This window comes from Aeromonas veronii, from assembly GCF_040215105.1.
Classification (GTDB): Bacteria; Pseudomonadota; Gammaproteobacteria; order Enterobacterales; family Aeromonadaceae; genus Aeromonas; species Aeromonas veronii_G.
Map to the genome: position 1 here is coordinate 28,603 of NZ_CP157875.1, position 20,847 is coordinate 49,449.

A 20,847-nucleotide genomic window follows, 5' to 3' on the forward strand; every position below is an offset into this window, starting at 1 on the left:
GTCGGTTGATTCAAGGGGATGAAAAAACAGTGGACAAGGCCGGCGCCATCATCAATAATGCGCCCCGTTCGACAGCGTAGCGCCCGTAGCTCAGCTGGATAGAGCGCTGCCCTCCGGAGGCAGAGGTCACAGGTTCGAATCCTGTCGGGCGCACCATCAAACGTGCGCCAGTTAAACGGGCGTTGTTGTGGAACAAAACAGCTGTGGTGGCTGTAGCTCAGTTGGTAGAGTCCCGGATTGTGATTCCGGTTGTCGTGGGTTCGAGCCCCATCAGCCACCCCATTTTACAGCTTGTCAGGTACGCGAAGGTGGCGGAATTGGTAGACGCGCTAGCTTCAGGTGTTAGTGCCCCCCGGGTGTGAGGGTTCGAGTCCCTCTCTTCGCACCATACTTGCTGTATGACGAAGGTGACCATGAGGTCATCTTTGTGTTTTTGAAATACCCCATCGGTGATTAGCGCAGCCCGGTAGCGCATCTGGTTTGGGACCAGAGGGTCAAAGGTTCGAATCCTTTATCACCGACCACATTTGAAAACCCCGCTTAGGCGGGGTTTTTGCTTTTCCGGCCTCCGCCCACTTTGTCACGTCTCTTTACACTTCTGTTGGCGCCTGCGCGCATCGAATTCGCTATGCTGGGGGCCTGATTCACGCGCCGGCGGTCACCCTGGCCCCGCTTCAGGCACTTATCCAATGCAGCACATGACTCGACAATCCGGCCTGCTGGCCTTGCTCACCCTGACCTTGGGTGGGTGCACCACCTTGCAACCCGATCCTGATGCGATCCTGCTGGGGGCAGCCCCCAAGGCAGAGAAAACCACTATGGCAAATCTGATCACCAGCGGTGGCTTTTGTGTGACGCTGAGCGAGCAGAATACCCTGCTGACACAGGACTGCGATCAGGGTACCCGGCAGGAGTTCGACTGGGATGCCGGGGCGCTGCAACTGGCCCGGGGCTGCCTGATCGCCAGGGGGGATGACGAACTCGGCGTGGCGGATTGCCGGGATGACAGCCATCAGTGGCAGTGGCAGGCGGATCGGCTGTTCAACCGTCAGCTGTCCCTCTGTCTGGATGTGGCTGGCCGCCGTCATCAGCCAGGCACCCCGCTGCGTCTGGCGGAGTGCTATGGCGGTGCGAACCAGAGCTTCGAGTGGAAGCAAAAGGGAGGCTTGCTGGACAACCTGGGCTTGCCCAAGCTGGCCTGGTGAGATTGACCCACCTTTGGCATGGCGTGCCGACAACGCCTGGTACGAGGCAACAGGGGCGGGGGGCTGAATACAAGAAGGGTGACCCTGGGTCACCCTTCTGCATATCTGGGGCATCGCCGGTTCAGGCGAGGCTCGGTGCGAACAGCTTCTCCAGATAGACGGCAACCCCATCGTCGTCCGAGCTCAGGGTCTGATCATGCTCTGGCAGGGCCCGCTTGAGGCGATCGTGGGCATTGCCCATCACCACGCCGCGGCCCACCATACTAAGCATCTCGAAGTCGTTCATGCCATCGCCAAAGGCCACGGCCTGGGACATCTCCAGCCCGTGCTGTTCCAGCACGGCGCGCACGGCATTGCCCTTGTGTACCCCGGCGTGCATGACTTCGAGGCAGTCCGGCAGGGAGAAGGTGACGTTGAGCCGATCACCATAATGCTGGTTGAGGTTCGCCTCTATCTGCAGCAGCTTCTCGTGCTCGCCGATGTAGAACACCTTGTTGACCTTGTCGGTGGGGTGGCTGGCGAGATCCGCGAGGCGATAGGTGAAGCCGGAGTCATGATGGAATTGCAGCAACCAGGGCAGCTCCTCTTCCACCAGCCACTCGTCGCCGTAGTAGACGTTGATATGGATGGAGGGATCGCGCTCGAGGGCGATCAGTTCGGCCGCCACCGTGGCCGGCAGTGCCTGGTTGTAGACCAGCTGGTCCTGCTTGTCGTGCACCACGGCGCCATTGGAGGTGATGAGGTAGATATCCAGCCCCAGCGCATCGCGGATGCTGCGTACGTCCACGTGATGGCGACCGGTGGCAACCACGAACTTGATCCCCTGATCCACCAGGCGGTGCAGGGTGTCACGGGTGCGGGGGGAGATCTGGTGCTGCTTGTTGAGCAGGGTACCATCGAGATCGGATACGACTACCTTGAACATCTTTACCTCGGCATGAATGGAACGCCGGGGCAGTGTACCCCAGCGTCCTGCGTCACCCCATTTATTTAGGGATACAAAAAATAACCGCTTTTAGAAGCGATCGAAGAAGTCCAGGGTCGCGGTCAGTGCAGGCATGCGCTGGGGATCCGCCTCCATGAACAGCTCGTGCCAGGCCCCCAGGATGCGCAGCGGTTTGCCTCCTTCACAGCGGGCCCGCTCGCAGAAGCGGTCCTGAGCCTCATTGTCGACGATGCCGTCATCCCCGGCCTGGATCAGCAGCAGCGGGGTCTTGATGCGATCCGCCTGTGCCACGGCCTCATCCCCGGCCTTGATGCCTTCCCGGATCCAGTGGGCGGTGACACCGCCCAGCTTGATCTGGGGGTACTGCTCATAGAGCTCACGGAAGGCCTGGTAGCGTGCAGTGCTGTGACTCAGGCCATTGTCGGCAAACTCGTGGGAGACATAACCCCCCTGACCCGGACCGTAGGGAGGCTCTCCCCACCAGCTGCCCACCGTGTCCATGGTGGCGGCCAACCCCTTGGCGAGCCACTTGGGGATGCCGCCGAGATTGATGCCCATCATGGGGGAGGAGAGCACGGCGGCCTGGATGTCATCCGGCCAGCGCTCCAGATAACGGGCCGAGATGGCGCCCCCCATGGAGTGCGCCAGCAGGAACAGCTTGGCGGGTTTGTCCGCCAGCACGACCTCGTCGTGGAACTGCTTGAGATCCTGCACATAGTCGTCGAAGTCCGCCACATAACCCTTCTCGGGGTCTTTCAGCAGGCGGCCGGAGAGCCCCTGGCCACGGTGATCGATGAGGTAGAGGCTGTAGCCCTGGCGCCACAGATCCCAGGCCAGCTCCTGATACTTGAGGTAGCTCTCGACCCGGCCGTTGACGATGAGGATGGCTCTGTCCACCTTGGGCTGGCGCAGGGCGACGTAGCGGATGCTGACTCCGTTCTTGCCCTTGAATTCTCCCGGGGCCGCGTGCTCCTGCCAGAAGGTCGGCAGGGTCTGCTGGTGGAGGGCAGGCACTTCGGCCTCGGTGGTCAGCTGATAGGGGTTGTTCACGGCGAGGGCTCCGGCAGAAAACAGGGTCAGGGCCAGCAAGGGCAGTAATTTCATGGGGTGCACTCCTGCAGCCAATGTTGATGAAGGGCAGCGATATCGCCGGCGCAGAGCAGGGGCATGGCCGCTTGCAGTCGGGGCAGGGGCCAGTCCCACCACTGCATGGCCTGCAGCAGGGCGATCTGCTCATCGCCGAAGCGGCGACGGACAGGTTTGGCCGGGTTGCCGCCCACTATGGTGTAAGGCTCCACGTTTTTTGTCACCACGGCCCGGCTGGCGATGACGGCGCCATCGCCGATCTGGATGCCCGGCATGATCATGGCTTCCGAGCCTATCCAGACATCGTTGCCAATCCGGGTATCCCCCTTGCGCTGGAAACCGCTCTGGGCGCCATCACCGAAACGGGCGGCATCGAAGGGGAAGGTGGAAACCCAGTCCATCCGGTGGCCCTGATTGCCCGCCAGCATGAAGGTGGCGCCGGAGCCGATGGAGCAGAACTTGCCGATGATGAGGCGATCCACCTCACCCCAGATGCCGCTCTCCCAGCTGGCGCGGGTCGAACCGTCTCCCAGCAGGTAGCGTACGCAGTGATCCTCGAACGGCTTGCCGTGGTAGTAGCCGGAGTAGTAGCTGTAGTCACCCGCCTCGATATTGGGATTGGTCAGATGATCCCGGATGACCTGGGACTCCAGCCAGCTGCCGAACGGGTTCTCCATCACTCCTCCTGCCATGATTCATCTTCTTGCTGGGCGGCGGCCCAGCCCTTGCGGGTCAGTTGCATCTGTTGCCACCAGGCGTCGTCCGCCAGGATCTCGCCCGCCGGGCCGAGTTGGGGGTAGGGCATCTCTTTCTCTTTGCAGAGCTGGGCATAGATGGGGTAGCCCCCCTCGAACAGGATGCTGTTCTGCTCCTCCAGGCTCAAGGGGCAGCCGCGCTGGTAGCAACCGGCCAGCTCCCGCTGGCGCTGGGCCTCGTACAGGATGGCGGCGGCGGCCACCGAGACGTTGAGGGACTGCACCATGCCCACCATGGGGATGACGATATGGTGATCGGCCAGGGCCAGCGCCTCGTCACCGATGCCGTGTTTCTCCTGCCCGACCAGGATGGCGGTGGGACGGGTGTAGTCGATGGCACGAAAGTCCACCGAGCTCTCCGACAGGTGAGTCGCCAGGATCTGCATGCCGGCCGCCTTCAGCTCGCCGACGGCGCTGCCGATGTCCGGGTGCAGCTTTACATCCACCCAGTTCTGGCTGCCGCGGGCCGTGCCCTTGCGCTTGTGGATCCAGGTCTTGGGCCAGACTGCGTGCACCCGATGGATGCCGATGGCGTCGGCGGTGCGCACGATGGCGGCCAGGTTGTGGGGCTTGTGGACCTCTTCCATGCAGACGGTCAGGTCGAGCTGGCGCATGGCCAGCATGTCGGAGATCCGTTTAAAGCGTTCAGGTGTCATGTCAGTTTCTATCGAATGGGGCTGATGGACGTCTTCCCATGCAGGCTGACAGGCACATGGCCAGCCTGTCCGCGCCACGTTCGGGGGTCATGGGTTGTCTCTCTAAAAGCAGCAGGCGGCTCGCGCCGCCTGTGTTCAGTTCTTCTGTCGGCTCACCTTGAGCACGTTGGGCATCACCCGGATCTTGCGCATGATGTTGGCAAGGTGGATCCGGCTCTGGGTGGTGATGAGCAGGGTGACCAGATAGACACGGCCATCCTTTTCCTCGGTGCTGATGGCGTGGATGTTGGCACCGGTGGCCGCGATCACGTTGGCCAGCTCCGCCAGCGCACCCTGGTGGTTGATGATCTCGATGCTGATGCCGGTGCGGAACTCCTGTTCCTGCTCCTTGTCCACTTCCCACTGCACCGGCAGGTACTTGTCCGGTTCGCGGCTGTAGCCCTTGATGTTGCGGCAGGACTCCTGGTGGATGACCAGTCCCTTGCCCGGGCTGATGTGGGCGATGATGGCATCCCCCGGGATGGGGCGGCAGCAGTTGGCGAAGGTGACCAGCATGCCGTCGGCACCCTTGATCGGCATCTTCTTGCTGGTGGATTTCGGCTGCTCTTCCGGCGGCAGCTCATCCCCCAGCATGCGGCGCGCCACCATGACGCTCATGGCGTTGCCAAGCCCCACATCGGCCAGCAGGCCCTGCAGGTTTTCGTGCTTGGTATCGGCCAGCACCTGTTTGATGCGCGGCTCCGGGATGTCCTCGATGTTCTTGGCACCCAGGGCGTGGTTGAGCAGGCGACGACCCAGCACCACGGACTCTTCGGTACGCAGGTTCTTCAGGAACTGGCGGATCTTGGAGCGGGCCTTGGTGGTCACTACGAAGTTGAGCCAGGCCGCGTTCGGGCGGGCACCGGGGGCCGTGATGATCTCCACCGTCTGGCCCGAGTGCAGCGGGCTGCTCAGCGGATAGGGGTGGCGGTCGACCCGGGAGCCGACGCAGGCGTGGCCGATGTCGGTGTGTACCGTGTAGGCGAAGTCCACCGGGGTGGCGCCAGCGGGCAGCTCCATGATGCGGCCCTCCGGGGTGAACACGTAGATCTCGTCGGGGAACAGGTCCGTCTTGACCCCTTCGATGAACTCGAACGAGCTGCCGGCGCTCTGTTGCAGCTCCAGCAGGCTCTGCATCCAGCGCTGGGCGCGGATCTGGGCCGTGGTGCCCGAGCTGTCGCCATCCTGTTTGTAGGCCCAGTGGGCGGCAACCCCCTTGTCGGCCATCTGATCCATGAATTCGGTGCGGATCTGCACCTCCACCGGCACCCCGTGGGGGCCGACCAGGGAGGTGTGCAGGGACTGATAGCCGTTGGTCTTGGGAATGGCAATGTAATCCTTGAAGCGACCGGGGCGGGGCTTGTAGAGGCTGTGCATCTGCCCAAGCACCCGGTAGCAGGTATCTATGTCTTTCACTCGTACTCTGAAAGCATAAATATCCATCACTTCATGGAATTGCAGTTCTTTCTTCTCCATCTTGTTGTAGATGGAGAACAGGTTCTTCTCCCGACCGCTTACCTGACAGTCGATCCCGGCCTCCCGCAGTCGTCCCTCTATCTCGCTGTGGATGGAGTCGATGATCTCCCGGCGATTGCCACGGGCGCGACGCACGGATTCCCGCAGTACCCGGGAGCGCATGGGATAGAGCGCCTCGAAGCCGAGCTCTTCCAGCTCGTTCTTCATGGTGTGGATGCCGAGGCGGTTGGCGATGGGGGCGAAGATCTCCAGGGTCTCGCGGGCGATGCGGCGACGCTTGTCCGGGCGCAGTGAGCCCAGGGTGCGCATGTTGTGGGTGCGGTCGGCGAGCTTGATCAGGATGACCCGGATGTCCTGGGTCATGGCCATCATCATCTTGCGGAAGTTTTCGGCCTGGGCCTCTTTGCGATCGCGGAATTTCAGCTTGTCGAGCTTGGAGACGCCGGACACCAGTTCGGCCACGGCATTGCCGAACAGTTCGGCGAGATCGTCCTTGGTGACGGGAGTGTCTTCGATGACGTCGTGCAACACCGCGGCCATCAGGGTTTCGTGATCGAGACGCATGTCCCCCAGGATACGGGCGACGGCAACCGGGTGGGTGATATAGGGCTCGCCACTGGAACGCATCTGTCCCTGGTGAGCGTCACGGGCCACCACATAGGCTTGCCTGAGCTTCTCGACCTGCTCGGATGGCAGGTAGGAACTGGCTATTTCTTTAAGGTTTTCAAATAAATACAAGACAGTCCCCGCAGCGGTGATACGGCAATCCGTGAAATTGAGGGTATGCCCCTGAGTTTGCGAGGTTTTCGAGCGGTTGTAAATGGGGGAGAGCGGTCGGCACCCGGGCGGGGGCCGACCGGCAAGATAACTTAACCGCGACCTTCGGCGATGGCAGCAACGGCAGCCAGCTCGGCGGCTTCCTGCTCTTGCTGCTCGTAACGGTCCTGGGTGTCCATCACCTGGTTGTTCACCAGACCCAGTTCGATTTCGCGCAGGGCGATCACGGTCGGCTTGTCGTTCTCTTCGTCGACCAGGGGATCTTTACCTTGTACCGCGATTTGACGGGCGCGGCGCGCGGCGACCAGCACCAGGTCAAAACGGTTACCTACCTGTTTTACAGCATCTTCTACAGTAACGCGTGCCATGCAGGACTCCAGTGTTTGGGCTTTCTCGGTTTAAAAAAGCGGTGTTTAAAAATGACGCAAAAGTTTACTTGTTTTTGGCCTATTCTGCCAGTAGCTGTTGCAGCAAGTTTTGTTGGGCCTGCTGCTGCTGGTGCAATTCCAGCCGTTGGCACTCGATGATGGCTCTGAGCTGGAACAGTGCCTGCTCAAAATCTTCATTGATGATGACATAGTCATACTCGTCGTAGTGCACCATTTCGGCAATGGCTTTCTCCATCCGGCCACGGATCACCTCAGCGCTGTCCTGGCCGCGGCCGACGAGGCGACGCTCCAGCTCTTCCCGGCTCGGGGGCAGGATGAAGATGGACTTGGTCGGCATCTGTTTACGGATCTGGCGGGCACCCTGCCAGTCGATGTCGAGGAAGACGTCGATGCCCCGGGCAAGGCAGGCCTCGATGGCGGCGCGGGAGGTACCGTAGTAGTTGCCGAACACCTCGGCCCACTCCAGAAAATCGCCGCGCTCTATCAGGGTCTTGAACTCGTCCACCGCCACGAAGTGGTAGTGCACCCCGTGGGTTTCCCCCGGGCGGGTGGCGCGGGTGGTGTGAGAGACGGAGAGTTGCATCTTGCCTGCGTCGTTATGCTGGGTCAGCAAGGCATTGAGCAGGCTGGACTTACCCGCCCCGCTCGGGGAGGAGATGATATAGAGGGTGCCTTGTTGCGCCATGTCTGTACCTTTAAGCGTTGCCGTGTTTTGGTTGTAGCAGAGGCCGCCGTCTTGTGCCCGAGAGGGAGACAGTCGCTCGCAAAACGCGGAAAAGTTGGAGCCGGTAGGATGTAAAGGCGGCGAATTTTAGCAGATGGTGGCGGATAAAAAAACGGCCGGAATCATATTCCAGCCGATCAAAGTATTCGTAGCTTGCTGCGGGAGCGTTACCCACAAGGCGGGAGTCTGCCTCGATCGGACAGGGACGGCCAGCAGGTTATCCCTGCCTCATTCCTCGGGATTTTCGAGTTTTTGCCCGTTCGGCAACCCGTGGACAGCGCAGATCCGATCGAAGGCGGCGATGACCCGATCGCTGCTTATCTTGCCCATGGCGTCCGGATCCTTGAGGCGGGTGCGCCAGTCGAGCTCCGCCAGCGGCTTGCCGGTCTCCTGTTCGATCTGCTCCTGATAGACGCTGACCACGTGCTCCCGGCACAGATAGGGACCGGTGCGGGCCGGGTTGTGATGGGCGTAGAGGCCGATGACAGGGGTGCCCGCCAGGGTCGCCATGTGGGTGGGGCCGGTATCCGGGGCCAGCACTAGGCTGGCTTCCTTGATCAGTGCCAGCAACTGCTTGAGGTTGGTCTGCCCCACCAAATCCACCGGCTTGCTCTGGCTGAGTTGCTGGATCTCTGCGGCCAGGTCTCGCTCCAATTTGGCGGGGCCGCCGCACAGATAGACCTGAAAACCCTTGGCCGCGGCGTGATCGGCGAGATCGGCATAGCCTTGCGCGGTCCAGTTCTTGAACGCCTTGCTGGCGGCGGCGCAGATGAGCAGGGTGGGCTTGCCGGCGATCTTCTCCCTGGCCCAGGCCAGATGCTCCTGGCTGATGGGCAATTGCCAGTCCGGGGTCAGGTCCCGGATGCCGAGCTCCCTGGCGAAGGCGAGGAAGCCGTCGAGCACATGGGGAGAATCGGGAGAAGGCACGCGATGGTTGGTGAACAACCACTGACCATCATTGGCGCGCTCCTTGTCAAAGCCGAGCTTGATGTCGGCCTTGATGCCCAGGGTGGCGATGCTGGCACGCAGGGCGGCCTGCAGGTGGAGCAGGGCATCGAACCTGCGTCCTTTGAGCTGCTGCCACAGCTCGCGATAGCCACGCCAGCCTTTGCTTTTGTCAAAGGCGATGACCTCCACCCCGGGCAGGTCGGCAAAAAGTGTCGCTTCGATTTTCCCGGTGATCCAGGTGATGCGGGTTGCAGGCCACTCCCGCTGGATGACGCGTACCAGCGCCAGCGCGTGGCAGCAGTCTCCGATGGCGGAGAGCCGCAGGATGCAGAGGGAGGATGGTGGCGTTTGGAACAACGGCATGATGTGGCGCAAGGGTGGCAGAATGGATGGATGGCATTATGCAAACTCCCTTGTGGATTGTAAAATTGCGCCAACCCTGCCCGGCAGGCCCTCCTGCAGGACGTGCGCACCCATCACACCGCGCTCACTATCGATCGGAACCTTGATAATGTTGACACAGACAGTCCAGAACCAGACTTGCTGGTATGCCGAAGGGGTATTTCGTGACCCTTCTCCCGCCCTGTTCGATCCGGCATGGTGGCAGACCCATCGACAGGTGGTGGGTTCCTCCATCGGCCGCGGGGTGACCTGGTTCGTGAAGGATGAGTCCCGTCATCTGGTGCTGCGCCACTATTACCGGGGCGGCATGGTGGGCAAGGTGGTGCGGGATCGTTTCTGGTTCGAAGGGGTGGAGACCAGCCGGGCCATGGCCGAGTTCAGCCTGCTGGCGACCCTGAGCGAGCAGGGGCTGCCGGTGCCCCGTCCCTTTGCGGCCCGCATGGCCAAGCAGGGACCCTTCTATCGCGCCGACATCCTGATCGAGCGCATTCGTGGCGCCAAGGATCTGGTGGCTCTGCTCAAGCAGGGCACCATTCCCTGCGAGGTGTGGCACAAGGTCGGCAAGACCATCAAGCAGTTGCACGATGCGGGCGTCTATCATGCGGATCTCAACAGCCACAACCTGCTGCTCGACAAGGAGGGCAAGGTGTGGGTGATCGATTTCGACAAGGGCGCCATCCGCGCGCCGGGCAGCTGGCAGCAGGCCAATCTGGAGCGGCTATTGCGTTCCTTCAACAAGGAGTCCCAGCTCCATACCAGCTTCCATTTCGTGCCGGAAAACTGGCAGGCGCTGATGGAGGGTTATCAGGGAAAGGCAGGCTGAACCCGATAGCCTTGCGGCCCCGTGGCGTGACGCCGGGCCGGCTGGCGTTGATGGCGGGTGAACAGGGAAAAGCGGGCCGAGACGGTTGCTCGGCACAAGGGTCAATGTTACTTATTGAGCAGATATTCAAATCCGGTATTGAGGCAATTGATGGAAAGGTATGAGACCCCCTGGACAGAGGCCGTAACCCGGCTCGATGCGTCCCTGATGACAGAGGCGATGGCGATGCTGGAGGCCGGGATCTGGACCTGGTCGGCGGAGCAGGGATTGAGGCGTGATCCCTCCTGCCTGCAACTGCTGGGGTTGGAGGGTAATGCGCTGGATGACCTCGGCTGGCTGGCGCGGGTGCATCCGGACGATGGCACCCGGCTGGCTGATGCCATTCGGGCCTGTCAGGCGGGGCACCACCAGGGGCTGCGCCTCGAGTATCGCATCCTGCATCATCAGGGCCACTATGTGCGACTGGAGGAGCGAGTACGCCGCAATGCCCGGGGGGATCTGCTGGGGGTGGTGCGCCACCTGGACCCGGCGGTGCCTCAGGAGGAGAGTCGTCACGATACGGATCCTCTCACCGGGCTGGAGAGCCGCAGTCACTTCGAGTTGCTGCTGGATGAGCGGCTCGCCAGCGAGAGTGGCAGCTTCTGCCTGCTGCAGTTCACCGTGGATCACCGCAGCAAGATCCTGCAGCTGTTTGGCGAGGTGGCCTGTGACGCCATGATGGCGAAGCTGGCCCGCATCGTGCGCCACGAGCTGCGCCGGGAAGACCCCTTCGCCCGCTGGGATGAGGATGGCTTCATCCTGATGCTGTCCCAGACCGATCGCCTGAGCGGTCTGGAGATCGCCGAGCGGCTGCGCCTCGAAATCGCCGATGCCAGCCTGCTGCCTGAGCGGCCGGTGACCGTCAGCATCGGTCTGGTACAGAGCCAGAATGCCGAGCAGATCGATCACCTGCTGGCGCGTCTGGCCTCCTGTCATGGTCAGGCCAAACGGGAGCACAACGCCGTCGTCGGCTGATGTTTAGTCAGTGCTCACTCACCGGCTGAGGCTGGTGAGTAAAAAGAGGGCCTGCATCAGCAGGCCCATCGGTTGACTCATGGTCACTGTGCGCCACGAACCGGCTGGCGCTGGCAGATCCAGAGGGAAGCCAGCATCAGCACGGCCCCCAGGCTGAGCCTGAGCAGATCGGTGTCCTTGCCCCAGAGCACCAGGTTGACCAGCAGACCCGCTGGGATCAGGGCGTTGTTCATGATGGCCAGCACGCCGCTGCTGACCAGGGTCGCCCCCTTGTTCCACAGGAAGTAGCCGAGCCCGGATGCCCCCACCCCCAGCCAGAGCAAGATGCCCCACTGCAGGTTGCTGGTGGGATACTGGGGTTGCCCCAGCAGCCACCAGGCGGGCAGGGCAATTACCAGGGCCCCGAGATAGAAGCAGCCGAACACTGCGAGCTGGGGCGGCTGCTCCTGCTCCCGTGCCAGCAGCACCTTGTAGCCGACCTGGCCGAGGGCGAAGCAGATATTGGCCCCCTGCACCACCAGGAACCCCATCACATAGCTTTCGGTCAGGCCATCGAAGCGGATCACGGCCGCCCCCAGCACCGCCAGCAGGGCGCCCCACAGGTAGGTGGGCTTGAACCTGGATTCCAGCAGATCGTGGATCAGGGTCACGTAGATGGGGGTGAAGATGGTGAACACCAGCACTTCCGGCACCGTCAGCAGCAGGAAGGAGTGGTAATAAAACAGATACATGATGCCGAGCTGGATGGCGCCGAGGGCCATCAGCTTGGCCACCAGATCGGGGCGCAGCCAGCGGCGGCGCAGGAAGGGCAGGAACACCAGGCTGGCGAGGGCGATGCGGGTCAGCACGGAGAAGTAGGCATCCACCTGGCCGGCGAGGTAGACCCCGATCAGGCTGAAAGAGAATGACCAGAGCAGGGTAACCCCTATCAAGTAGTTCATGTGATTGAAATGTCGTCAGTTGTCAATTTGGAGGGCGCTATGATGGCCGAGTTGGACGTCGCGATCCAGCGTTTATGGGGCTTGCTGCCACAGATCGGATCATTTGCCTTCGAGGCGAGTAACGGGGCGGGATCCGCCACCGACTGGAATGGGCGGGGCGAGGGGGTGGTGCGGGTGACCGATCATCAGGGGGGCTGGTTGTTTGCCGAACAGGGGCGCTATCTCACCCCGCATGGCAAGGCGCTTGCCATGCACAACAGCTTCTGGTGGCAGCGCGTCGAGGGGGGCGTCAGCCTCTCCCATCTGCGCCACGAGGCACCCGTGTTGCTGTTCGAGCTGCAGCCCGGGCCGGATGGTCGCTGGCTCACTGCCGAGGCGCACCTGTGCGGGCAGGATCACTACAGCGCCGAGCTGTCCCTGACCGCCGACGGTTTTCTGCTGGGATGGCAGATCACCGGCCCGCGCAAAAACGAGCGACTGAGCTATCGCTACAGGGTGTGATGCGCCGGGAAGCTGGGATAAAAAAACCGGCGCAGGGCGCCGGTTGAAGGGACAAATCGGAGGTTTTTTTTAAAACGGTCCCAAAAAACAGAGAGATACACTCTGGTCACACAATCAGATGGAGCACTCAGGCACTCAGGGCGTAGCTCAGCATGGCCTGCAGCTTGCTGTCGAACAGCCAGGGCAGGGTCAGCATCAGCAGGCCTAGCAGCCCGGCCAGCCGGTGCTTGTACTGCCAGCCGGCGATCAGCACCAGACCGCCACACAGGGTGGTCAGGATGCCTGACATAGGGCCGCCTCCCGCTGGATGCGGCGTTGCTGGGCCCACTGGTTGAGGGCGACCGAACCCAGGATCAGTGCCAGTGCCACACCTGTGGTGGACTGGATCTGCTCGCCGAGGAAGAGGGCACCCAGCATGACGCCAAACAGCGGCACCAGATAGTTGCTGAAGGAGGCGAAGGTCGGACCCGCCTTCTGGATCAGCGCCATGTAGAGGAAGTAGACCAGACCGGTACAGAAGACACCCAGTACCACGACGGCGCTGATGGCCTGACTGCTCGGCAGGGTGAGGGCGCCCAGATCGGTGACGAAGGGGGCAGCCAGCAGCAACTGCACGGCGGAGGAGATCAGGATGTTGCGGGCCACCACTACGGGGTGATCCTTGGCGAAACGCTTGATCATCAGCAGGCCGATGGCGAAGCAGCTGGCGCCGAACAGGATGGCGACGGCGCCAAGCAGGCCCGCATCCATGCCGTTGGAGAGCTTCGGCCAGAACAGTACCAGCACGCCGATGAAGCCGATGACCACGGAGATCAGGCCACCCTTGGTGATTTTTTCACCGGAAACCAACAGCGGTGCCATCAAGATGGTGACAAAGGGGATACAACCCATCACCACGGCGGCGATGGCGCTGTCCACGTATTGCTGACCCCAGGCGACCATGATGAAGGGGATGGTGGCATCGAGCAGGGCGATCCACATATAGGTGCGCCAGCGGGTGTGCTCGCTCTTGAGACGCATGAACAGGCAGAGCAGACCCAGGGTCAGGCTGCCGCACAGGGCACGAATGGCGGCCACCATGATGGGGGGCAATTCGGCCACGGCCTGGTGCATGAAGATGAACTGGGAGCCCCACAACAGGCCGATCGCCAGCAACAACAGATAGCTACGCATTTTAATCTCCGATGGTATTTGCCCGCGCATTCTATGCAATCTGCTACTATGCCTTAAATGAATTGTCGTCATCCGACTATGGCCATTATCGATGGAACAGCCCCTTTCCCGCCTCGACCTCAACCTGCTCACCGTGTTCGACATGCTGATGCAGGAGCGCAACGTCACCCGTGCCGCCGAACGGCTGCATCTCTCCCAGTCCACCGTCAGCCACGCCCTCGGCCGGTTGCGACAGGCGCTGGACGATCCCCTGTTCGTGATGAGCCGGCGGGAGATGATGCCCACGGATCGCGCCAAGGCGCTGGCCGGGCCGGTGCGCCAGGCCCTGGCCATGCTGGAGCAGGGCTTGCGACAGGCAAAGGGCTTCGAGCCCGCCAGTGCCCAGCGGGTGTTTCGCATCGCCACCCCGGGCTCGGTGGAGCACGGCCTGGTGCCGACCCTGGTGGAGCGCATGCACCAGCTGGCGCCCGCCTGCCGGCTGGAGGTGTGCGAGCTGGCGAACAGCGACTATGAGCGGGAGCTGGAGAAGGGGGAGCTGGATCTGGTGATCGGCTTTGCCGATGCCAATCACCTCTCCCCCCGCTTGTGGCGCGAGGAGTGGTTCACCAATCCCCTGGTCTGTCTGTCACCGCTCGGCAGCGCTCTGCCGGACGTGCTGGGGCCGGAGGAGCTGGTGAGCCGCCCCCATATCTACACCTCCAGCTGGGGTCACAGTCAGGCCATGGTGGAGCTCTGGCTGGCTCGTTTCGGGGTCGCTCGGGAGCTGGGGGCCAGGTTGCCGAGCTTCATGGCGGTGCCCCAGTTGATGGCGACCGGCCGCTACCTGGTGGTGGTGCCGGAGATGATCGGGCGCCACTTCTGCCGCTATTACCCGCTGCGACTCCATCAGCTGGAGCCCGCCATCCCCATCGTCTACCTGATGGCGGGCCACCCCTTGAGCGCCCACGACGAGGCGATCCGCTGGTTCAAGAGCCTGCTGCACCTGCTCGCCTTCGAACGCTACGGCGAGGCCGCCCTGGGCACAGCGGCTCAGCGCAACCCGGCGAAGTAATCCAGCCCCATGGCCCCCTTGACCTCGGCCAGCACCTCGTCGGTGAGGGTGCGGGCCTGCTGGGTGCCCCTGTGCAGCAGCGCCAGCAGCTGACCCTTGTCGGCGATGGCGGCCTGGCGGCGCTCTCTCATGGGGGCGAGCAGGCTCTGCAGGCAGTCGTTCAGCACCTGCTTGCAGCGCATGTCGCCAAGGCCGCCGCCTTGGTAATGGGCCTTCATCTGCGCCACCAGGGCCTTGTCCGGGTGGAAGGCATCCAGATAGGCGAACACCGTATTGCCCTCCACCTGGCCGGGATCGCTCACCTTGAGGTGATTGGGGTCGGTATACATGGCGAACACCGCCTGCTTGATCTCGTCTGCCGACATGCCGAGCTCTATGGTGTTGCCGAGGGACTTGGACATCTTGGCCTTGCCGTCGATGCCGGGCAGGCGGCCGGTGGCGCTCAGGATCGGCTGGCACTCGGTCAGCACCTCTTTGCCGACTAGCGTGTTGAAGCGGCGCACTATCTCGTTGGTCTGCTCCAGCATGGGCAGTTGATCCTCCCCCACGGGCACATGGGTGGCGCGAAACGCCGTGATGTCGGCGGCCTGACTGACCGGGTAGACCAGGAAACCGGCGGGCAGGCTGCGCTTGAACCCTTTTTGCTGGATCTCGGCCTTCACCGTGGGATTGCGCTCCAGCCGGGCGACGCTGACCAGGTTGAGGTAGTAGCAGGTGAGCTCGGCGAGGGCGGGCAGGGCGCTCTGCAGGCAGAAGGTGGTACGGGCGGGATCCAGACCGGCGGCCAGATAGTCGGCCATCACCTCCAGCACGTTGTCGGTCACCCTGGCCGGGTTGTGGCCGTTGTCGGTCAGGGCTTGCAGGTCGGCGATCATCACGAACTGGCGGTAATGGGACTGGGCTTCCACCCGCTGGCGCAAGGAGCCGACGTAGTGGCCGATGTGCAGTTTGCCGGTGGGGCGATCGCCGGTCAGTATGATGGGGTTATGCATGTCACTCTCTCCAGTTGGGGGTGGGCCGGGAGGCGACATGGGACACAAAAACAATGACCGCCTCTCGGCGGTCACGGTGTTTTCTGTCGTAAATGTCACATAGAAAAGCAGTGCCGCCTGTTAGGAGCAGCACCACCAGTTGTTGTGATTAAAAGCGGTCATGTTCATGGTCAATCAAGCTACGCCCCTTTGATCACTTCTGCAAGGGGACGACCAGCAGATCGCAGGGGACAGTGTTCATCAGTTGGCGCGCGCTCGAGGTGAGCAGGCTCCAGAAGCTCTGGCGATGGCCGCACACCAGCAGGTCTATCTGGTAATCCTTGACCGCCTGATTGACCCGCTCGCTGAGATCGCCGCAGATCACCAGCTTCTTCTCGATGGGGTAGTCCACGGATGCCAGGAAGGCTTCCAGCTTCTCTTTGGCCTCGGCGATCACCTGATCCTGCACGTTGTCGATGTCGATATCGATCATCTCGGTGTAGAGGTCCTTGAGGTCCACATCCACATGGATCACCGACAGCTTGGCACCGTTGGAGCGGGCCCGGTCGACCGCCTTCTCGATCACCTTGCGGTTGTCTTCCGATAGGTCGATCGCGGCCAGTACGTGTTTGTAATAGGTTCCATTCATGGGAGTTCTCCTCATCGATCCTGAGTCCACTATACCAATGTCTGCTGAAACTAAAACGACCTCGTCGTCACAATGTGGGGCATTGGCACGGGCGTCCTGTGAAGCCAGCTTGCCGCCCCCATTCGCGGGTTGCATATAAATTAGCCAGAAATTTGAGGCCGATCACGCCAGCCTATTGTCGTGACAAGATCAGGGGAATAGGATGTGCCCGTGCTTCGCAATGAACACAAAACAACAAAAAGCATCTGAATACCGCTTTGGGGAGCCTCGTGCTCCCTCTTGTTTTTCTGCCCCTTTCTTCCGTTTATCCCCGTTCGCATCAAGGTTTGTCACCTCGCCATGGTTATGCTGTAGCCAGTTTCGTCGTCGAAGCCGTCTATGATGATCCCACCCGGGGCCGGATAGGGATGGCCCGCCGCGTGATCCCCTCGTTTGGAGAGATGCCCATGATTATTTGTCCGCAAATCCAGGGCTGTGTCGCCCGCAACTGCCACCCCATCGGCTGCCGTGCCGCCGTCGCCCAGCAGATCGCCAGCGTCAGGGCGGCGGGCCGTTTCGACGGGCCAAAACGGGTGCTGGTGCTGGGAGCCTCTTCCGGGTTCGGCCTGGCGTCGCGCATCGCCCTGACCTTCGGGGCAGGGGCCGACACCGTTGGTGTTTCGTTCGAGCGAGGCCCCTCGGAAAAAGGGCTCGGCAGTGCGGGCTGGTACAACAACATCTGGTTTCGCCAGGCGGCGGAGCAGGAGGGGCGCATCGCCGTCAACCTGATCGGCGACGCCTTCTCAGATGCCATGCGCCAGCAGGCCATCGACATCATCCGCCAGCAACTGGGGCAGGTGGATCTGGTGGTCTATTCCCTCGCGAGCGGCATCCGGGTGATGCCTGATGGCACCCAGGTGCGTTCCGTACTCAAGACCACGGGCCAGCCGTTCACTGGCTGGGGCCTGGATCTGGAGCACGAGGCCCTGGTGCAGCAGACCCTGGCGCCGGCCAGTCCGGAGGAGATCCGCGACACCGTCACCGTGATGGGGGGAGAGGACTGGCAGCTCTGGTTACAGGCGCTGCAGCAGGCGGATTGTCTGGCAAAAGGCGTGAAGACGGTGGCTTATTCTTATATCGGCCCGGAATCCACCTATCCCATCTACCGTGACGGCACCATCGGCTACGCCAAGGAGCACCTGCACGCCAGTGCCGAGAGCATCAATTTGCAGCTGGCAGCCCTCGGTGGCCACGCCTGGGTGTCAGTGTGCAAGGCGCTGGTGACCAAGGCGAGCGCCTACATTCCGGTGCTGCCCGTCTACCTCGGCCTGCTGATGGGGGTGATGAAGGAGCGCGGCGTGCACGAGGGCTGCATCGAGCAGATGCGGCGGCTGTTCGCCGACAAGATGTATGGCCCCAAGGGGGTGGTGGCCGATGGCAACCGTTTGATCCGCATGGACGATCATGAGCTGGAGCCGGCCATTCAGGCTGCAGTTTCCGCACTCTGGTCCAAGGTCACGCCGGACAACTTCCAGAGTCTCGGGGATTTCGGCGGATTGGAGCGGGACTTCATGTGGCTCAACGGTTTCGACCTGCCGGAGGTCGATTATGGCGCACCGGTCAATGTCGCGGCCCTGACCGAGCTGACACCCTGAGCCATCAGGCCACGCTGGGAATCGACTCGACTGGTGTGTCGGGGCGTGCGTCAGTACGCATCTGACGATGGTGCGTGTTGCCTGATGAGAGCCCATGGGGGCGGGTAGCAAGGGCCACTCTCAGGCCACGCTGGGAATTGACTCGGCGGGTGTGTCGGGGGAGTGCGCCAGTATGGTCTGGTTGCGCCCCTGGCGTTTGGCCTGGTACATGGCCATGTCGGCTCTGTGGATCAGCTGGCTCAGGCTGGTATCGGCGGGGGATCGCTCTGCCACCCCGATGCTGACGGTGATGGTGGGGTGGTGCAGCAGTTCGATCCGCTGGCGCAGCTGCTCGGCCTGCTCCCGGCAGCGGGCACCGTCCTGGGGCATGGCCACCAGAAACTCCTCTCCTCCCCAGCGCCCAATCTGTTGCAGATCCGGTGCCCAGCGTTTCAGCTCATGGGCCAGTCGCTGGATGGCGAGATCCCCGGTTTGGTGGCCGTGCCTGTCGTTGATCTGCTTGAAGTGATCGATGTCGATGATGAGTAGGGTCAGCGGCTGGTGCTGCTGCCACTGGTGCGCCAGCCGCTCCATCAGGGCACGCCGGTTTGGCAGCCCGGTCAGCTGATCGAAGGTAGCGAGTTTGTAGAGGTGACGCGAGTTGCGGTGCAACCTGTGGGTCGCCAGCCCGAGCAGGACCAGGGCCACCCCCAGCAGGAAGACCAGCATCAGCTGATAGTAACGGGCGCTCTGCTGATACAGCAGTTGCTGGCGCTTGCGGTCATTCTCCTGCTGCAATGCGCGGTTGCTGGCCTCGCTGCGCGCCAGTTCCCGCTCGGCCTGAAAGGCGCTGGCGTGCTGGCTCAGGGTCTGGTTGAAGTGCTGCTGGTAATCCTGCATGTATTCGGTCATGGCCCGGTAGGCCTCGGGGTAGCGCCCCAGATCCGCCAGCAGGCTGGCTTGCAGCGCCTTGCCCTCTATGGTGGTGGCCTCGGTCTGGGCCGTCAGCAGTTGCAGCGCGAGCTGCTTCTCGCCGCTCCCTTGCAGGGTCCTGGCCCGGGTTTCGGTCAGGCGTGACGCCGCCTGGGGGTAGCCGAGGCTCAGGTAGATCTCCTGCGCCTCGTTCAGCCTCTGCCAGGCCGCTTCCCACTCTTTCAATCCATTGAGGGCTATGGCCTGATAGCCGAGCACGATGGCGCGGTAGTCCGGTGGCAGGCCGGGCTGCCCGAGCAGGGTATCGAGCAACTGCCACGCCTTGGCCGGCTGGTCCGTGTCGATGTAGAGCCGCGCCATGTTGGCCTTGATGATGGCCTGGCTGTTGGGCTCGTCCAGCCGGACCATCAGCCGCAGGGCATCCTGATAATAGGTTTCCGACTCCTGATAGAGACGAAGATCGGCGTAGAGGTTGCCAAGGGTCATCAGCAGGCGGGCCCGTTGCAGGCTGGAGAGGGTCGTCTCCTGTGCCTGCTGATTGAGGTGATAGGCGGTCTTGAGTTCGCCGATGGCCTCCTTGAGCTGACGGGTGCGATAGAGGGCGAGACCGTTGAGAGCATGCCACTGGGCGAGCCTGGCCGGATGGCCCATGAGAGCGGGTTGCAACTGCGCCAGCAGCCTGAGGGCCTGGCGAGGGGCTTCCGTCTCCAGAGTGAGGGCGACCTGCTGCAACCGGAAGTCCAGCAAGCGGCTGGTCTCTTTGTGGGCGGCGGCGAGGGAGCGTGCGCGGGCGTTGTCTACCAGGGCGTCGGGATGGCGTCCCAGTGCCGCCTTGGCGAGGGATCTGGCGTGGAACAGCTCCATCCCCTGGCGTGGCTCGGCGTCGAGACGCTGCAAATAGCCGGCAGGATCGCGCGCCGCCGCTAATTCCGTCTCGTCAAACAAGGGGGGAGCCGCCTGCACCTGAGTCATCCAGAGCAGCACCAGAGCCATCACCAGTCTCATCGAATCTTCTTCCTGACCACTGGCGCCATCATAGAGGCTGAGTCCGGGTACACCATGATTCTTTGCTTCTCTATGCCCGTATGGGGGGAAAGATGAGAGGGGCAGGGTCACAACTCGGGACGCATCACACACCCGGAGTTGATTCGTGGTAAAACAGTGGTGACAATCGGGAACACATCACCCTGGAGAATCATCATGTTGGCCAAAGCCATGATCGAGAAGTTGAACGAGCAGATCAATCTGGAATTCTATTCCTCCAATCTCTACCTGCAGATGAGCGCCTGGTGTGAGGACAAGGGCTTCGAAGGGGCTGCCACCTTCCTGCGCCAGCACGCGGTCGAGGAGCGCCAGCACATGGAGCGCCTGTTCACCTATGTGAGCGAGACGGGCTCCATGCCGGTGCTGGGAGCCATCGAGGCGCCGCCCCACGAGTTCAACTCCCTGGGTGACATCTTCCGCACCACCCTGGAGCACGAGTATCACATCACCAAGTGCATCAATGGTCTGGCCCACGTGGCCTTCACCACCCAGGACTACTCCACCTTCAACTTCCTGCAGTGGTACGTGGCCGAGCAGCACGAAGAAGAGAAGCTGTTCAAGAGCGTCGTCGACCGTCTCTCCCTGGTGGGCGAGGATGGCAAGGGCCTCTACTTCATCGACAAGGAGCTGGCGGAGCTGGCCAAGGGCGCACCGACCAGCATCATGGACAGCAACGCCTGATAGTCGTGGACACTTAATGTTCAGCCAGTACAATGACGGCCCCTCTTATG

General features: G+C 62.3%; 21 protein-coding genes and 4 tRNA genes. 11 read left to right on the forward strand and 14 right to left on the reverse strand.

Going from position 1 to position 20,847, the window contains the following annotated elements:
* Positions 1–79: 79 nt before the first annotated feature.
* The 5 genes from ABNP46_RS00115 (at position 80) to ABNP46_RS00135 (ending at position 1,205) form a co-directional block, all read left to right on the forward strand.
* Positions 80–156, forward strand: a tRNA-Arg gene (locus tag ABNP46_RS00115).
* Between the two features lie 50 nt (positions 157–206).
* A tRNA-His gene (locus ABNP46_RS00120) sits at positions 207–282 on the forward strand.
* Between the two features lie 20 nt (positions 283–302).
* Positions 303–388 (forward strand) — tRNA-Leu (locus ABNP46_RS00125).
* A gap of 59 nt (positions 389–447) precedes the next feature.
* Positions 448–524: transfer RNA gene (locus ABNP46_RS00130), tRNA-Pro, on the forward strand.
* Positions 525–689: 165 nt separating this feature from the next.
* Complete coding sequence (locus tag ABNP46_RS00135) at positions 690–1,205, forward strand: ricin-type beta-trefoil lectin domain protein (protein ID WP_349920469.1); 516 nt, start codon at positions 690–692, stop codon at positions 1,203–1,205.
* Positions 1,206–1,326: 121 nt separating this feature from the next.
* Here the strand turns inward: ABNP46_RS00135 and ABNP46_RS00140 are convergent, their stop codons facing one another.
* From ABNP46_RS00140 to ABNP46_RS00175, 8 genes are all read right to left on the reverse strand, one after another.
* Positions 1,327–2,130 carry a Cof-type HAD-IIB family hydrolase gene (locus ABNP46_RS00140; RefSeq protein WP_349920470.1) on the reverse strand — a complete coding sequence of 268 codons (804 nt, stop codon included), beginning with the start codon at positions 2,128–2,130 and terminating at the stop codon, positions 1,327–1,329.
* 90 nt (positions 2,131–2,220) lie between these two features.
* Complete coding sequence (locus ABNP46_RS00145; RefSeq protein WP_349920471.1) at positions 2,221–3,255, reverse strand: alpha/beta fold hydrolase; 1,035 nt, start codon at positions 3,253–3,255, stop codon at positions 2,221–2,223.
* Positions 3,252–3,914, reverse strand: a complete 663-nt coding sequence (locus tag ABNP46_RS00150; RefSeq protein ID WP_349920472.1) for a CatB-related O-acetyltransferase — start codon at positions 3,912–3,914, stop codon at positions 3,252–3,254. Before ABNP46_RS00150 ends, ABNP46_RS00145 begins: the two co-directional genes overlap by 4 nt.
* Entirely contained in the window at positions 3,914–4,648 is a 735-nt protein-coding gene (gene trmH / locus ABNP46_RS00155; protein WP_349920473.1) for a tRNA (guanosine(18)-2'-O)-methyltransferase TrmH, read from the reverse strand. The genes ABNP46_RS00150 and trmH overlap by 1 nt, the downstream gene beginning before the upstream one ends.
* A 135-nt stretch (positions 4,649–4,783) precedes the next feature.
* Positions 4,784–6,901: a bifunctional GTP diphosphokinase/guanosine-3',5'-bis pyrophosphate 3'-pyrophosphohydrolase gene (spoT, locus tag ABNP46_RS00160; RefSeq protein WP_349920474.1), complete on the reverse strand. Its 2,118-nt coding sequence runs from the start codon at positions 6,899–6,901 to the stop codon at positions 4,784–4,786.
* 131 nt (positions 6,902–7,032) lie between these two features.
* Positions 7,033–7,308, reverse strand: a complete 276-nt coding sequence (gene rpoZ / locus ABNP46_RS00165) for a DNA-directed RNA polymerase subunit omega (protein ID WP_005307060.1) — start codon at positions 7,306–7,308, stop codon at positions 7,033–7,035.
* Between the two features lie 79 nt (positions 7,309–7,387).
* Positions 7,388–8,014 carry a guanylate kinase gene (gene gmk / locus ABNP46_RS00170; protein ID WP_349920475.1) on the reverse strand — a complete coding sequence of 209 codons (627 nt, stop codon included), beginning with the start codon at positions 8,012–8,014 and terminating at the stop codon, positions 7,388–7,390.
* Positions 8,015–8,281: 267 nt separating this feature from the next.
* Positions 8,282–9,364: a glycosyltransferase family 9 protein gene (locus ABNP46_RS00175; protein ID WP_349920476.1), complete on the reverse strand. Its 1,083-nt coding sequence runs from the start codon at positions 9,362–9,364 to the stop codon at positions 8,282–8,284.
* Between the two features lie 148 nt (positions 9,365–9,512).
* Between ABNP46_RS00175 and ABNP46_RS00180 the strand changes: the two genes are divergently transcribed.
* Both ABNP46_RS00180 and ABNP46_RS00185 read left to right on the forward strand, forming a co-directional pair.
* Complete coding sequence (locus tag ABNP46_RS00180) at positions 9,513–10,226, forward strand: 3-deoxy-D-manno-octulosonic acid kinase (protein ID WP_349920477.1); 714 nt, start codon at positions 9,513–9,515, stop codon at positions 10,224–10,226.
* Between the two features lie 150 nt (positions 10,227–10,376).
* Entirely contained in the window at positions 10,377–11,240 is an 864-nt protein-coding gene (locus tag ABNP46_RS00185; RefSeq protein WP_349920478.1) for a sensor domain-containing diguanylate cyclase, read from the forward strand.
* 83 nt (positions 11,241–11,323) lie between these two features.
* Here ABNP46_RS00185 and ABNP46_RS00190 read toward each other — a convergent pair whose 3' ends face one another.
* Positions 11,324–12,181, reverse strand: a complete 858-nt coding sequence (locus ABNP46_RS00190) for a carboxylate/amino acid/amine transporter (protein ID WP_349920479.1) — start codon at positions 12,179–12,181, stop codon at positions 11,324–11,326.
* A gap of 42 nt (positions 12,182–12,223) precedes the next feature.
* Here ABNP46_RS00190 and ABNP46_RS00195 point away from each other — a divergent pair, with 42 nt between their 5' ends.
* Positions 12,224–12,682, forward strand: a complete 459-nt coding sequence (locus ABNP46_RS00195; RefSeq protein WP_349922602.1) for a DUF6314 family protein — start codon at positions 12,224–12,226, stop codon at positions 12,680–12,682.
* Positions 12,683–12,809: 127 nt separating this feature from the next.
* On the opposite strand, the gene ABNP46_RS00200 is transcribed toward ABNP46_RS00195, so the two are convergent.
* The gene (locus ABNP46_RS00200; protein ID WP_349920480.1) at positions 12,810–12,971 is read right to left on the reverse strand and encodes a hypothetical protein; all 162 of its coding nucleotides are present in this window, start codon (positions 12,969–12,971) and stop codon (positions 12,810–12,812) included.
* Positions 12,956–13,855 carry a DMT family transporter gene (locus tag ABNP46_RS00205; RefSeq protein WP_349920481.1) on the reverse strand — a complete coding sequence of 300 codons (900 nt, stop codon included), beginning with the start codon at positions 13,853–13,855 and terminating at the stop codon, positions 12,956–12,958. The genes ABNP46_RS00200 and ABNP46_RS00205 overlap by 16 nt, the downstream gene beginning before the upstream one ends.
* A gap of 91 nt (positions 13,856–13,946) precedes the next feature.
* On the opposite strand from ABNP46_RS00205, the gene ABNP46_RS00210 reads away from it, so the two are divergent.
* On the forward strand, positions 13,947–14,906 hold the full coding sequence (locus tag ABNP46_RS00210; protein ID WP_349920482.1) for a LysR family transcriptional regulator: 960 nt from the start codon (positions 13,947–13,949) through the stop codon (positions 14,904–14,906).
* On the opposite strand, the gene trpS is transcribed toward ABNP46_RS00210, so the two are convergent.
* Together trpS and ABNP46_RS00220 are read right to left on the reverse strand one after the other, a co-directional pair.
* Entirely contained in the window at positions 14,885–15,898 is a 1,014-nt protein-coding gene (trpS, locus tag ABNP46_RS00215; protein ID WP_349920483.1) for a tryptophan--tRNA ligase, read from the reverse strand. The genes ABNP46_RS00210 and trpS overlap by 22 nt on opposite strands.
* A gap of 193 nt (positions 15,899–16,091) precedes the next feature.
* Positions 16,092–16,526, reverse strand: coding sequence for a universal stress protein (locus tag ABNP46_RS00220; protein WP_033130880.1), 435 nt, complete (start codon positions 16,524–16,526; stop codon positions 16,092–16,094).
* A 446-nt stretch (positions 16,527–16,972) separates the two neighbouring features.
* On the opposite strand from ABNP46_RS00220, the gene fabV reads away from it, so the two are divergent.
* The gene (gene fabV, locus ABNP46_RS00225) at positions 16,973–18,160 is read left to right on the forward strand and encodes an enoyl-ACP reductase FabV (RefSeq protein ID WP_349920484.1); all 1,188 of its coding nucleotides are present in this window, start codon (positions 16,973–16,975) and stop codon (positions 18,158–18,160) included.
* A gap of 120 nt (positions 18,161–18,280) precedes the next feature.
* On the opposite strand, the gene ABNP46_RS00230 is transcribed toward fabV, so the two are convergent.
* Positions 18,281–20,065: a diguanylate cyclase domain-containing protein gene (locus ABNP46_RS00230; RefSeq protein ID WP_349922604.1), complete on the reverse strand. Its 1,785-nt coding sequence runs from the start codon at positions 20,063–20,065 to the stop codon at positions 18,281–18,283.
* Positions 20,066–20,272: 207 nt separating this feature from the next.
* Here ABNP46_RS00230 and ftnA point away from each other — a divergent pair, with 207 nt between their 5' ends.
* Complete coding sequence (ftnA, locus tag ABNP46_RS00235; RefSeq protein ID WP_349920485.1) at positions 20,273–20,797, forward strand: non-heme ferritin; 525 nt, start codon at positions 20,273–20,275, stop codon at positions 20,795–20,797.
* Positions 20,798–20,847 lie beyond the last annotated feature (50 nt).